This window comes from Frigoribacterium sp. MCBA15_019 (genome assembly GCF_001864945.1).
Classification (GTDB): domain Bacteria; phylum Actinomycetota; class Actinomycetes; order Actinomycetales; family Microbacteriaceae; genus Frigoribacterium.
Genome location: NZ_MJGS01000012.1, coordinates 281,547 through 294,310 on the forward strand (window position 1 = coordinate 281,547; position 12,764 = coordinate 294,310).

13 protein-coding genes are annotated in these 12,764 nt (G+C 69.3%); 12 read left to right on the plus strand and 1 reads right to left on the minus strand.

The genetic code is table 11. The features are described 5' to 3' along the window. Nucleotides 1-42 precede the first annotated feature (42 nt). From infA to glmM, 11 genes are all read left to right on the plus strand, one after another. On the plus strand, nt 43-264 hold the full coding sequence (gene infA / locus BIV04_RS10620; protein ID WP_043593329.1) for a translation initiation factor IF-1: 222 nt from the start codon (nt 43-45) through the stop codon (nt 262-264). A 68-nt stretch (nt 265-332) separates the two neighbouring features. Beyond that, nucleotides 333-449, plus strand: coding sequence for a 50S ribosomal protein L36 (rpmJ, locus tag BIV04_RS10625; protein ID WP_043593327.1), 117 nt, complete (start codon nt 333-335; stop codon nt 447-449). Nucleotides 450-639: 190 nt separating this feature from the next. Beyond that, entirely contained in the window at nt 640-1,014 is a 375-nt protein-coding gene (rpsM, locus tag BIV04_RS10630) for a 30S ribosomal protein S13 (RefSeq protein WP_043593325.1), read from the plus strand. 45 nt (nt 1,015-1,059) lie between these two features. Next, a complete protein-coding gene (gene rpsK / locus BIV04_RS10635; protein WP_043593323.1) occupies nt 1,060-1,458 on the plus strand; it encodes a 30S ribosomal protein S11 in 399 nt (132 codons plus the stop codon). 191 nt (nt 1,459-1,649) lie between these two features. After that, on the plus strand, nt 1,650-2,645 hold the full coding sequence (locus BIV04_RS10640) for a DNA-directed RNA polymerase subunit alpha (RefSeq protein ID WP_043593322.1): 996 nt from the start codon (nt 1,650-1,652) through the stop codon (nt 2,643-2,645). A gap of 49 nt (nt 2,646-2,694) precedes the next feature. Then, nucleotides 2,695-3,261, plus strand: coding sequence for a 50S ribosomal protein L17 (gene rplQ / locus BIV04_RS10645; RefSeq protein ID WP_071256228.1), 567 nt, complete (start codon nt 2,695-2,697; stop codon nt 3,259-3,261). Nucleotides 3,262-3,422: 161 nt separating this feature from the next. Further along, a complete protein-coding gene (locus tag BIV04_RS10650) occupies nt 3,423-6,182 on the plus strand; it encodes an ExeM/NucH family extracellular endonuclease (protein ID WP_071256230.1) in 2,760 nt (919 codons plus the stop codon). A gap of 112 nt (nt 6,183-6,294) precedes the next feature. Continuing rightward, nucleotides 6,295-7,194, plus strand: coding sequence for a tRNA pseudouridine(38-40) synthase TruA (locus tag BIV04_RS10655; protein ID WP_255364258.1), 900 nt, complete (start codon nt 6,295-6,297; stop codon nt 7,192-7,194). Nucleotides 7,195-7,389: 195 nt separating this feature from the next. Beyond that, nucleotides 7,390-7,836, plus strand: coding sequence for a 50S ribosomal protein L13 (rplM, locus tag BIV04_RS10660; protein ID WP_043593314.1), 447 nt, complete (start codon nt 7,390-7,392; stop codon nt 7,834-7,836). Between the two features lie 32 nt (nt 7,837-7,868). Further along, nucleotides 7,869-8,354 (plus strand): 30S ribosomal protein S9, encoded by a 486-nt coding sequence (rpsI, locus tag BIV04_RS10665; protein ID WP_082059799.1) that lies wholly within the window; start codon nt 7,869-7,871, stop codon nt 8,352-8,354. 27 nt (nt 8,355-8,381) lie between these two features. After that, nucleotides 8,382-9,743 carry a phosphoglucosamine mutase gene (glmM, locus tag BIV04_RS10670; protein WP_071256231.1) on the plus strand — a complete coding sequence of 454 codons (1,362 nt, stop codon included), beginning with the start codon at nt 8,382-8,384 and terminating at the stop codon, nt 9,741-9,743. A 96-nt stretch (nt 9,744-9,839) separates the two neighbouring features. Here glmM and coaA read toward each other — a convergent pair whose 3' ends face one another. Next, complete coding sequence (gene coaA, locus BIV04_RS10675) at nt 9,840-10,796, minus strand: type I pantothenate kinase (protein ID WP_071256233.1); 957 nt, start codon at nt 10,794-10,796, stop codon at nt 9,840-9,842. Between the two features lie 83 nt (nt 10,797-10,879). Here coaA and glmS point away from each other — a divergent pair, with 83 nt between their 5' ends. Beyond that, nucleotides 10,880-12,733, plus strand: a complete 1,854-nt coding sequence (gene glmS / locus BIV04_RS10680; RefSeq protein ID WP_071256234.1) for a glutamine--fructose-6-phosphate transaminase (isomerizing) — start codon at nt 10,880-10,882, stop codon at nt 12,731-12,733. Nucleotides 12,734-12,764: the final 31 nt, after the last annotated feature.

Sequence of the window (12,764 nt, forward strand, 5' to 3'; positions counted from 1 at the left end):
CCCCGCACGACCAACACCCCTATTCTTAGCGACAGTGAGGCTATGGCCAAAAAAGACGGTGTCATCGAAATCGAAGGCGCAGTGATCGAAGCTCTGCCCAACGCGATGTTCCGCGTTGAGTTGACTAACGGACACAGGGTCCTCGCGCACATCTCCGGCAAGATGCGGCAGCACTACATCCGCATCCTGCCCGAAGACCGTGTGATCGTGGAGCTCAGCCCCTACGACCTGACCCGCGGCCGGATCGTCTACCGCTACAAGTAGGGCGTGCTGGAAAGGAACGGCCCCACGCACCCGTGGGGCACGAAGCCAGCGAGATCAAGGAAACAACGATGAAGGTCAACCCCAGCGTCAAGCCCATCTGCGAGCACTGCAAGGTCATCCGCCGCAAGGGCAACGTCATGGTCATCTGCAAGAGCAACCCGCGCCACAAACAGCGCCAGGGCTGACTCGTCCGCCGCTCCGGCGGCGTGCCGATGCCGACCCGGCCGTGCCGGGTCACACAGCAACACCCTCCCAGCAGCACCAGAACTCGTCACGGTCACCCGACAGGGTGGGCGGAGGCGGGGGACACCCCGGGTCGGAGGCCCGGGCACCGGTGCTGTGACAGACCTCCACCATCTCTGAAAAGAGGCCATCATGGCACGTCTAGCAGGCGTTGACATCCCGCGCGACAAGCGCGTCGAAGTCGCACTGACCTACATCTACGGAGTCGGCCGCACCAGCGCGCTCAAGACTCTCGCCGAGACCGAAATCGACGGCAACATCCGCGTCAAGGACCTCACGGACGACCAGCTCGTCCTGCTCCGCGACTACATCGAGGGCAACTACAAGGTCGAGGGCGACCTCCGCCGCGAGGTGGCCGCCGACATCCGCCGCAAGGTCGAGATCGGCAGCTACGAGGGCATCCGCCACCGCCGTGGCCTCCCCGTCCGCGGCCAGCGCACCAAGACGAACGCTCGTACCCGCAAGGGCCCGAAGCGCACCGTCGCTGGCAAGAAGAAGGCTCGATAGGCCTCGGCTCCCGCCGTACGCCCCTCAAGGTTGTAGGAGAAAAAATTGGCAGCACCGAAGACGGCCGCGCGTAAGCCCCGCCGCAAAGAGAAGAAGAACGTCGCCGTGGGTCAGGCCCACATCAAGAGCACGTTCAACAACACGATCGTCTCGATCACCGACCCCTCGGGCGCCGTCCTGAGCTGGGCCTCGTCCGGCGCCGTCGGCTTCAAGGGTTCGCGCAAGTCGACCCCGTTCGCCGCCCAGCTCGCCGCCGAGTCCGCTGCCCGTCAGGCGCAGGAGCACGGTGTCAAGAAGGTCGACGTCTTCGTCAAGGGCCCGGGTTCGGGTCGCGAGACGGCGATCCGTTCGCTCCAGGCCGCCGGCCTCGAGGTCGGTTCGATCAACGACGTCACCCCTCAGGCGCACAACGGCTGCCGCCCGCCGAAGCGTCGTCGCGTCTAACTGAGTTACCGCCCGCCGCACCCGGCACGGACCCCGTCACCGGGGTCCGCCGGGGCGGCGGGCACCCCCGCGTCAGCACCGCCTCCCGCGTGTTCGCCCGAGGTGCCCACAACTCAACAGACCCGACGGGCCAGCCACCTGTCGTACCGCCAAGAGTCATATAGCGGACTCTTCGCCGAAAGGAATAATCAGTGCTCATTGCACAGCGCCCCACCCTCACCGAGGAGAACATCTCGGAGTTCCGCTCCCGCTTCGTGATCGAGCCGCTCGAGCCCGGCTTCGGTTACACCCTCGGCAACTCGCTGCGCCGCACGCTTCTCTCGTCGATCCCCGGCGCTGCTGTCACCAGCATCCGCATCGACGGCGTGCTGCACGAGTTCACGACCGTCCCCGGTGTGAAGGAAGACGTCACCGAGGTCATCCTCAACATCAAGCAGCTGGTCGTCGCCAGCGAGCACGACGAGCCCATCACGGCCTACCTCCGCAAGCAGGGTGCCGGTCAGGTCACGGCCGCCGACATCTCGGCTCCGGCCGGTGTCGAGATCCACAACCCCGAGCTCGTCATCGCCACGCTGAACGACAAGGCGAAGTTCGAGCTCGAGCTCACGATCGAGCGTGGCCGCGGCTACGTGTCGGCCGTGCAGAACCGCAGCGAGTTCAGCGAAGCCGGTCAGATCCCGATCGACTCGATCTACTCGCCCGTGCTCAAGGTCACCTACCGCGTCGAGGCGACGCGTGCCGGTGAGCGCACCGACTTCGACCGTCTGGTCGTCGACGTCGAGTCGAAGCCGTCGATCTCGCCCCGTGACGCCATCGCGTCGGCCGGTCGCACGCTGACCGAGCTGTTCGGTCTGGCCCGCGAGCTCAACACCGCCGCCGAGGGCATCGAGATCGGCCCCGCGCCGGTCGACGCCGTCCTGTCGAGCGAGCTGCAGACCCCGATCGAGGACCTCGACCTGTCGGTCCGCAGCTACAACTGCCTGAAGCGCGAGGGCATCAACACGGTGTCCGAGCTGGTCGCCCTGTCCGAGACCCAGTTGATGAACATCCGCAACTTCGGTCAGAAGTCGGTCGACGAGGTGAAGGACAAGCTCGTCGAGCTCGGCCTCTCGCTGAAGGACACGGTCCCCGGGTTCGACGGAGCCCACTTCTACAGCGGTTACGACGAAGAAGAGACCACCAACTAGGTCTCTCCGCCCGACGCCCTCCACTCTCGACTCACTTTAGGAACAGACAATGCCCAAGCCCACCAAGGGACCCCGCCTCGGAGGCGGCCCGGCGCACGAGCGCCTCATGCTGGCCAACCTGGCCGCCTCGCTCTTCGAGCACAAGACGATCAAGACGACCGAGACCAAGGCCAAGCGCCTCCGTCCCGTCGCCGAGCGTCTCGTGACCTTCGCGAAGCGTGGCGACCTGCACTCGCGTCGTCGCGCCATGCAGACCCTGCGCAACAACAAAGAGGCCGCGCACATCCTCTTCACCGAGATCGCTCCGCTGGTCGAGAACCGTGACGGCGGCTACACCCGCATCACGAAGCTCGGCTTCCGCAAGGGCGACAACGCGTCGATGGTGTCGATCGAGCTCGTCCTCGAGCCCGTGAGCCCCAAGGTCAAGAACTCGAAGACCACCGCCACGGCGGCTCCGGTCACCGAGCCCGCCGACGACGAGCCGACCGAGGCTCCCGTCGACGAGACCGAGACCGTCGAGGAGTCCGCTCCCGTCGAGACCGAGACCGAGACGGCTGCGGCCGACGAGGTCGAGGCGGACGCCCCTGCCAAGTCGGACGACGAAGCAGCCAAGTAGCGCCACCCGCACCACCCGAAGGGCCCGTCACCGTGAGGTGGCGGGCCCTTCGTCGTACCCACAACGGGTGTCGTTCATCTGCGGGACACACGGGCGAAACCCGCCGGGTGGACGAGGGCTCTAGATTCACAGGGTCCTCTTACGAATCACCGAAGGAACCAATGTCACCCCGACCTCGACACACCGCACTGGGCACCGCCGCCCTCGTCGCCGGACTCTCGCTGCTGCTCGGCCCCCTCGTACCGGTCGCGGCCGTCGCCGCCCCCGGCGGCTCCGGCATCGTCATCAACGAGGCGTATCTGAAGGGTGGCAGCGCCAACCAGCCGTTCAACCGGAAGTTCGTCGAGCTGTACAACCCCACGTCGTCATCGGTGTCGTTGGCCGGCTGGTCGCTGCAGTACCGCCCGGCGACGGGTGCCGGAGCTTTCTCGTCGGCAGCCCTGACCGGCACGATCGCCGCCGACGGGTACTTCCTCGTCGCGATCCCGGGCAACGGCACCACGGGAGCGGATCTGCCCGAGCCCGACGCGAGCGTCTCGCTCAACCCCAGCGGGACGACGGGCACGCTGGTGTTGTCGAACGCCACCACACCCGTGGCGCCTGCCCCCGGCTCGATCACCGCCGGCACGCCAGGCGTCGTCGACCTGCTCGGCTACGGCACGTCGAACACCTACGAGACGTCGGTCGCTCCTGTCACGGGCACCAACCAGACGCCGAACTCCTTGGCCCGGGCAGGCGGGGTCGACACCGACGTCAACTCGGCCGATTTCTCGACGCAGACCACCGTCACCCCGCAGAACTCCGGCGGCACGGGCAGCGAGCCGGGCCCCGAGCCCGAGCCGCAGCCCGAGCCCACCCCCGAGGCCGACGTCACGATCGCGCAGATCCAGGGCGTGACCGGCACGAGTCCGCTCGGCGGTCGCACGGTGACCACGCGCGGCATCGTCACGGCGACCTACCCCACGGGCGGGCTGGACGGCTACGTCATCCAGACCCCGGGGACCGGAGGCGCGCTCGACCTGTCGACGCACGTCGCGTCGGACGCACTGTTCGTGTACTCCGCGAGCACCGCCTCCTCGGTCGCCGTCGGCGACTACGTCGAGGTGGACGGGACGGTCACCGAGTTCTTCGGCCTGACGCAGATCACCGTCACCGGTGCGTCGTCGCTCAGGACGCTCGACGCCTCGACCGTCGTGGCACCGCGGGCGGCGACCGTCGGTCTGCCGGCCACGGACGCCCAGCGTGAGACGCTCGAGAGCATGCTCGTACTGCCCCAGGGCGAGTTCACCGTCGCGGACACCTACACGACGAACCAGTACGGCGAGGTGAAGCTCGCCTCGGGTGACCGGCCGCTGATCCAGCCCACCGAGGTGGCGCGTCCGGGTTCGGCCGGCTACGCGGCGGTGGTCGCCGACAACGCGGCCCGTGCCGTGACCCTCGACGACGGTGCCACGACGAACTTCTTCACGGCGGCCAACCAGTCGATCCCGGTGCCCTACCTCTCGAACGAGGACCCGGTGACGGTGGGCGCCTCCGTGGCCTTCACGAAGCCGGTCGTGTTCGACTTCCGCAACTCGGCCTGGAAGTACCAGCCGACCGCCCGCCTCACCGGCGACACCGCCTACGGCGACCTGCCGGTCACGTTCGAGGACATCCGCACCGACGCCCCGCGCGAGGTGGGAGGCGATGTGAAGCTCGCCAGCTTCAACGTGTTGAACTACTTCACGACGACGGGTGACTCGATCCCCGGGTGCACCTTCTACGACGACCGGGCGGGGAACCCGCTCACCGTCAACAGCGGCTGCGACGCTCGCGGTGCCGCGAACGCCGAGAACCTCGCCCGCCAGCAGGTGAAGATCGTCACGGCGATCAACGCGCTGGGTGCCGACGTGGTCTCGCTCGAGGAGATCGAGAACTCCGCTCGCTTCGGTGACGACCGCGACTCGGCGCTCGCGACCCTGGTCGGCGCGCTCAACGCCGCGGCCGGCAGCGAGGTCTGGGACTACGCGCGCTCACCGGAGGCGCTGCCCGCCAACGAGGACGTCATCCGTCTGGCCTTCATCTACAAGAAGGCCGTCGCCGAACCCGTCGGCGGGTCGACGATCCTGACCGGCTCCGCCGCGTTCAGCAACGCACGCCAGCCGCTCGCGCAGGCCTTCCGTCCCGTCGGCGGTGACGCCGAGTCGACCTTCGTCGCGATCGCGAACCACTTCAAGTCGAAGGGCAGCGGTTCGGGCCCGGACGCCGACCAGGGCGACGGCCAGGGCGGTTCGAACGGCTCGCGCGTGAACCAGGCGAACGCCCTGGTCGCCTTCGCGGCCGAACGCGAGGCCGCCGCCGGCACCGACAAGGTGTTCCTGCTGGGCGACTTCAACGCCTACAGCCAGGAGGACCCGATCCAGGTGCTGCGGGCCGCGGGCTACGTCGACCTCGGCTCCACCGGGACCGACGAGTACAGCTACGTGTTCAGCGGCCTCAGTGGCTCGCTCGACCACGTGCTCGCCTCGTCCGCCGCGGCGGAGGCCGTCACGGGCGTGGACATCTGGAACATCAACTCGGGTGAGGGCATCGGCCTCGAGTACAGCCGCTTCAACTACAACGTGAAGCAGCTCTACCAGGCCGACCAGTTCCGCTCGAGCGACCACGACCCGGTCGTCGTCGGGGTGTCGCTGCTCGCCGCTCCCGTCGACCCGGTGCCGCCGGTGACCGACCCGGGCGCGACGCCCGGTGCGGGCGCCGACCCGACCACGCCGGGTGCTCCCGGCGCCGTCTCGCCGGGCACCGCGGCACCGACCGCGGACGGCTCGCTGGCCTTCACGGGTTCCGCGCCCCTGGCCGGGTGGCTCGCGCTCGCCCTGGTGCTGATGGCGATGGGCGGCACGGTCCTCGTGGTCCGGCGCCGCGCCTCCCGCGTGGGCTAGGCGGACACGCCCGACGGCGGTCGCGACCCGGGTGACCGGGTCGCGACCGCCGTCGTCGTCCGACCGACCGACAGGCCGAGGAGGCGCGGTGACGGCCCCGTAGGATCGTCGGGTGACGATCGACGCCCCGGCCCTGACGCGCCTCCGTCTCGGGGTCGCGTACGACGGCACCGGCTTCTCGGGCTGGAGCGAGCAGCCCGGCCGTCGCACGGTGCAGGGCGACATCGAGGCCGCTCTGCAGACGCTGTTCCGCCGGCTGGGCGACGTGCCGACCGTGACCGTGGCGGGCCGCACCGACGCCGGCGTGCACGCGCGCGGGCAGGTGGTGCACCTCGACCTCACCGACGCCCAGATCGCCCAGTTGCAGAAACCGCACCGCGGCATGCGCGACCGGTCGCCGCTCGACGCCCCGACCGTGCTGGCCCGGCGGTTGAACGGGCTCGCGGGCGCGACCGACGAGATCGTCATCTCGGGTGCGCGAGTCGCGCCTCCTGGTTTCCACGCCCGGTTCGGCGCCCTCTGGCGACGATACGAGTACCGTATCGCCGACCGCGGGGCGGAGCGCGACCCCACCCGACGCAGCCACACGCTCTGGTACGACCAGCGCCTCGACCTCGACCTGATGAACGCCACCGCCGCGGGCCTCCTCGGCCTGCACGACTGGGCCGCCTATTGCCGGCACCGCGACTACGCGACCACCATCCGCGAGCTGCAGGAGTTCTCGTGGAGGCGCGAGGCCGACGGCGTGCTCGTCGCCTCCGTGCAGGCCGACGCGTTCTGCCACAACCTCGTGCGCAACCTCGTGGGCGCCTGCGTCGCCGTCGGCGAGGGAGCGATGGAGGCGCATCGTGCGGTGGGCGTCCGGCGCGAGGCCCAGCGCAACGGCGAGTTCCGCGTCGTGCCCGCCCACGGGCTCACGATGGTCGAGGTCGGCTACCCGCCCGACGACGAGATGGCCGCCCGGGTGGCCCTGACGCAGGTGAAGCGGTCGCACGATCAGCTGGGGGAGTGACTTCCTCGCGCGAGGGAGGCGGCGGTTGACCGTCACGCCTGTCTCGGGTAACGTTGCCTCTTGGTGTCTGCGCAACTGCGCGCTTTCGCCCGAAGTTGAGCCCTCCACCTGACTCGTTCTCATCGCCTCTGCGGTGACAACGGCAACGGAGCGGGATTCACGAACCTCTCACCTCGACCAGAAAGCAGCACTACTGTGACGCGCACTTTCTCCCCCAAGCCGGCTGACGTTCAGCCGAACTGGCTGATCATCGACGCCAACGACGTCGTGCTCGGCCGCCTCGCGAGCCACGTGGCGGCCCTGCTGCGCGGCAAGCACAAGCCGACCTTCGCCCCCCACATGGACATGGGCGACTTCGTCATCGTCATCAACGCCGACAAGGTGGCCCTCACCGGCTCCAAGCTGGCCGAGAAGCTCTACTACCGTCACTCGGGCTACCCGGGCGGCATCACGGCCACCACGTACTCCGAGATGGTCGAGAAGCACCCCACCCGTGCGGTCGAGAAGGCCATCCGTGGCATGCTGCCGAAGAACTCGCTGGGCCGTGCCCAGATCAAGAAGCTGAAGGTGTACGCGGGTGCCGAGCACCCCCACGCTGCTCAGCAGCCCACGGTTTACACCCTCGACCAGGTCGCCCAGTAGCGTCCGCCTTCAGACTTAAGGACCCCCACACAGTGGCTCAGATCGCAGATTCCATCGACCAGGCTCCCGAGAGCTTCACCACCGAGAGCTCGGCCCCCGAGGCCGCCGCGACGCCCCGCCCCGTGCTGAGCGTCGGCGGTTCCGCCGTCGGTCGTCGCAAAGAGGCCATCGCCCGCGCGCGCCTCACGCCCGGCTCCGGCACGATCGTCGTCAACGGTCGCACCCTCGAGGACTACTTCCCCAACAAGCTGCACCAGCAGCTGATCAACGACCCGTTCAAGGTCCTCGACCTGCTCGGCTCGTACGACGTGGCCGTCAAGGTCACCGGTGGTGGCCCCTCGGGTCAGGCCGGTGCCCTCCGTCTCGCCATCGCCCGTGCGCTGAACGAGATCGACCGTGAGAACAACCGCGCCACGCTCAAGAAGGCCGGCTTCCTCACCCGTGACGCCCGCGTCATCGAGCGCAAGAAGGCCGGTCTCAAGAAGGCCCGCAAGGCCTCGCAGTTCTCGAAGCGCTAACCAGCACCACACAAGGCAGGTCTCGCGATGTCGCGTTTGTTCGGTACGGACGGTGTCAGAGGCCTCGCCAACCGTGAGTTGACCGCCGCGCTCGCCCTGGGCCTCGCCCAGGCGAGCGCGGTGGTGCTCACGAAGGGGCATCACGCCGATGCCCGCCGCGCCGAGGGACGGCGACCCGTCGCCGTCGTCGCGCGCGACCCCCGCATCTCCGGTGAGTTCCTCACCGCCGCCGTCTGCGCCGGGCTCGCCAGTTCGGGCGTCGACGTGCTCGACGCCGGGGTCATCCCGACCCCCGCCGCGGCCTTCCTGGTCGACGACATCGGCGCCGACTTCGGCGTGATGATCAGTGCCTCGCACAACCCGGCGCCCGACAACGGCATCAAGTTCTTCGCCTTCGGCGGCACGAAGCTGCCCGACGAGGTCGAGGACCGCATCGAGGCCGCCATGGCCGATCCTCAGCTGATGCCCATCGGTGGCGACGTCGGCCGCATCCGCCGCTTCGCCGACGCCGAAGACCGGTACGTGCTGCACCTGCTCGGTGCCCTGCCGAACCGGCTCGACGGCATCCACGTCGTCCTCGACTGTGCCCACGGGGCCGCCTCGGCCGTCTCGCCCGAGGTCTTCACCGACGCCGGCGCGACCGTCACCCTGATCGGTGCCGACCCCGACGGCGTGAACATCAACGACGGCGTGGGGTCCACCCACCTCGACAACCTCGCGAAGGCCGTCCTCGAGCACGGTGCCGACGTCGGCATCGCGCACGACGGCGACGCCGACCGTTGCCTGGCCGTCGACGCCACGGGTGCGGTGGTCGACGGTGACCAGATCATGGCCATCATCGCCCTGGCCCAGAAAGAGCGCGGCGCGCTCGTCGGCGACACCCTCGTCGCGACCGTCATGAGCAACCTCGGCCTCATCCGCGCCATGGCCGACCACGGCATCACGGTCCGTCAGACCAAGGTCGGCGACCGCTACGTGCTCGAGGACATGAACGAGCACGGCTTCACCCTCGGCGGCGAGCAGTCCGGCCACATCGTCTTCGCCGACTACGCCACCACCGGCGACGGCATCCTCACCGGCCTCTCGCTCGTGGCCCGCATGGCCGCGACCGGCAAGAGCCTGGCCGAACTCGCCTCGGTCATGACGGTCTTCCCGCAGATCATGATCAACGTGCGCGACGTCGACCGTTCGCGAGCCGCGTCCGACGAGGGCGTGGCCGAGGCCGTGCGCCGGTTCGAGGCCGAGCTCGGCGACACCGGCCGCGTGCTGCTCCGTCCCTCGGGCACCGAGCCCGTCGTGCGCGTGATGGTCGAGGCCGCCGACCAGGCGACCGCCGACCGCGTCGCCCACGCGTTGGCCGACGTCGTCCGCGAGCGACTCGCCCTCTGAGCCGCGCGGCGCACGGGGTGCGTCGTCGCGGTGACGCCACCCGCGCCTCCTGACCGGACCCCGCCCCTGATCGGGGCGCGGCGTCGTCGCCTCGGGTCAGATCTTGCGCAGCAAGACCGAGCTGACCTTGTGGTCGGCGGCCTTCCGCAGGACGAGCGTCGCCCGTGACCGGGTCGGCAGCACGTTCTCGATCAGGTTCGGCTCGTTGACCGACTTCCAGACGCCCGAGGCGAACGACCTGGCCTCGGGTTCGCTCATGTCGGCGAAGCGGTGGAAGAACGAGCGCTCCTGGGTGAAGGCGCTCTTCTGCAGAGCGAGGAACCGGTCGACGAACCAGTTCTCGATGTCGCCGGTGCGGGCGTCGACGTACACCGTGAAGTCGAACAGGTCGCTGAGGGCGAGCCGACCGGCGACGGCGGGCTGCAGCACGTTCAGCCCCTCGACGATCAGGATGTCGGGCCGGCGCACGACGACCTCGGCGCTCGGCATGATGTCGTAGCTGGTGTGCGAGTAGAACGGGGCCCGCACCTCTTCGGCACCGCTCTTGACCTGCGAGACGAACCGCAGCAGGTGGCGGCGGTCGTACGACTCGGGGAAACCTTTGCGGCTCATGATGCCGCGGCGTTCGAGCTCGGCGTTCGGGTAGAGGAACCCGTCGGTGGTCACCAGCTCGACGCGCGGGGTGTCGTCCCAGCGGCTCAGCAGTTCACGCAGGAGGCGCGCCACGGTCGACTTGCCGACGGCCACCGACCCGGCGACGCCGATCACGAAGGGCGTGCGCTGGGCGCGTTCGCCGAGGAAGTCGCTCGTCGCCCGATGCAGGTTGCGGGCGCCGGCAGCGTAGAGGTTGAGGAGGCGGCTGAGCGGGACGTAGACGTCCTGCACCTCGCGCATGTCGAGACGGTCGCCGAGGCCGCGCAGCTGCACGATCTCGGTCTCGGTCAGCGGCAGGCGCGTCGTCGGGGCCAGGTCGGCCCAGGCGTCGCGTCCGATCTCGACGAAGGGGCTCGCGTGCACGGCGGAGGGCGTGGTCGTCGGGTTGGCTTCGGCCATGCGCACGAGGCTACCGGTCCGGGGTCGGCGCGAGTCGGCACGGCCCGCCGGGCTCTCGGACGGGAACCTCTAGGATCGACCGCATGTGTGGAATCGTGGGATACGTCGGAGCGGGTGACAAGAGCGTCGAGGTACTGCTGGGCGGCCTGAAGCGACTCGAGTACCGCGGGTACGACTCGGCGGGAGTCGCCGTGATCGACGCCGCGGGTGACCTCGGGACCCGCAAGAAAGCCGGCAAGCTGCAGATGCTCGTCGACGACCTCGAGGCGACGCCGCTGACCGACGGCACGACCGGCATCGGTCACACCCGGTGGGCGACCCACGGTGGCCCGACGGACGAGAACGCGCATCCCCACCTGTCGGACGACGGCAAGCTCGCCCTCATCCACAACGGCATCATCGAGAACTTCTCCGAGCTCAAGGCCGAGCTGCTCGCCGAGGGCGTCGAGTTCCTCAGCGAGACCGATTCCGAGGTCGCCGCGCACCTGGTCGCCCGCGCCTACCGCGCCTCCGGCGACCTGACCGAGGCCTTGCGCACGGTCGTCAACACCCTCGACGGCGCCTTCACGCTGCTCGTCGTGCACGCCGACCAGCCCGGCGTCGTCGTCGGCGCCCGCCGCAACTCGCCCCTGGTCATCGGCCTGGGTGACGGCGAGAACTTCCTCGGCAGCGACGTCGCAGCCTTCGTCGCGCACACCCGTCGTGCCATGTCGATCGGGCAGGACCAGTTGGTGACGATCCGTCCCGATTCGGTCGAGGTCGTCGACTTCACCGGCGCGCCCGTCGAGACGACCGAGTTCGAGGTCGACTGGGACGCCTCGGCCGCCGAGAAGGGCGGCTGGTCCAGCTTCATGGCTAAAGAGATCAGCGAGGAGCCCGAGGCCGTCGCCAAGACGCTGCTCGGCCGCATCACCGTCGACGGCGCCGTGACCCTGCCCGAGCTCGACGGCGTGCGGGAGCGCCTCCTGACGGTCGACCGCGTCATCGTCATCGCCTGCGGCACCGCCGCCTACGCCGGCATCCTCGGCAAGTACGCCGTCGAGCAGTGGGCCCGCGTCCCCGTCGAGGTCGAGTTGGCGCACGAGTTCCGCTACCGCGACCCGGTGCTCGACGAGAAGACCCTCGTGGTGTCGATCAGCCAGTCGGGCGAGACGATGGACACCCTGATGGCCGTCAAGTACGCCCGCGAGCAGGGTGCCCAGGTGCTCTCGATCTGCAACACCCAGGGCTCGACGATCCCGCGCGAGTCCGACGCCGTGCTCTACACGCACGCCGGCCCCGAGGTCGCCGTCGCGTCGACCAAGGCGTTCGTCGCCCAGGGCACCGCGCTCTTCCTGCTGGGCCTGCACCTGGCGACCCTGCGGGGCACGCTCAGCACCGAGGCCATCGCCGAGCAGGTCGCCGACCTGCACGAGATCCCCGGCAAGATCGAGCAGGTGCTCGAGTCGTCCGAGCGCATCAAGACCCTCGCCGGCTGGATGGCCGACACCCGGTCCGTCCTCTTCCTCGGTCGCCACGTGGGCTACCCGATCGCCCTCGAAGGGGCGCTCAAGCTGAAAGAGCTGGCCTACATCCACGCCGAGGGCTTCGCCGCCGGCGAGCTCAAGCACGGCCCGATCGCGCTGATCGAGCCCGGCCAGATCGTCTTCGTCATCGTCCCCAGCCCGCGCGACCCGCGATCGCTGCACCCCAAGGTCGTCTCGAACATCCAAGAGATCCGTGCGCGCGGCGCCCGGGTCATCGCGATCGCCGAAGAGGGCGACGCCGCGGTGCTGCCCTTCGCCGACGAGGTGCTGCACATCCCGCTGGCGGCCCCGCTCTTCGAGCCCCTGCTGTCGGTCGTGCCGCTGCACATCTTCGGCATGGAGCTCGCCGCCGCCAAGGGCCTCGACGTCGACCAGCCGCGCAACCTGGCCAAGTCGGTCACCGTCGAGTAACGGGTCGTGCAGCCGGGGCAGGGCATCAGGC

What these genes read in the sequence shown, in the direction of transcription:
- rpmJ (WP_043593327.1), top strand. Translation starts at nt 333, where the DNA reads ATGAAGGTCAACCCCAGCGTCAAGCCCATCTGCGAGCACTGCAAGGTC.
- glmM (WP_071256231.1), top strand. Translation starts at nt 8,382, where the DNA reads ATGTCGCGTTTGTTCGGTACGGACGGTGTCAGAGGCCTCGCCAACCGT.
- coaA (WP_071256233.1), bottom strand. Translation starts at nt 10,796, where the DNA reads ATGGCCGAAGCCAACCCGACGACCACGCCCTCCGCCGTGCACGCGAGC.
- rpsM (WP_043593325.1), top strand. Translation starts at nt 640, where the DNA reads ATGGCACGTCTAGCAGGCGTTGACATCCCGCGCGACAAGCGCGTCGAA.
- infA (WP_043593329.1), top strand. Translation starts at nt 43, where the DNA reads ATGGCCAAAAAAGACGGTGTCATCGAAATCGAAGGCGCAGTGATCGAA.
- glmS (WP_071256234.1), top strand. Translation starts at nt 10,880, where the DNA reads ATGTGTGGAATCGTGGGATACGTCGGAGCGGGTGACAAGAGCGTCGAG.
- BIV04_RS10650 (WP_071256230.1), top strand. Translation starts at nt 3,423, where the DNA reads ATGTCACCCCGACCTCGACACACCGCACTGGGCACCGCCGCCCTCGTC.
- rplQ (WP_071256228.1), top strand. Translation starts at nt 2,695, where the DNA reads ATGCCCAAGCCCACCAAGGGACCCCGCCTCGGAGGCGGCCCGGCGCAC.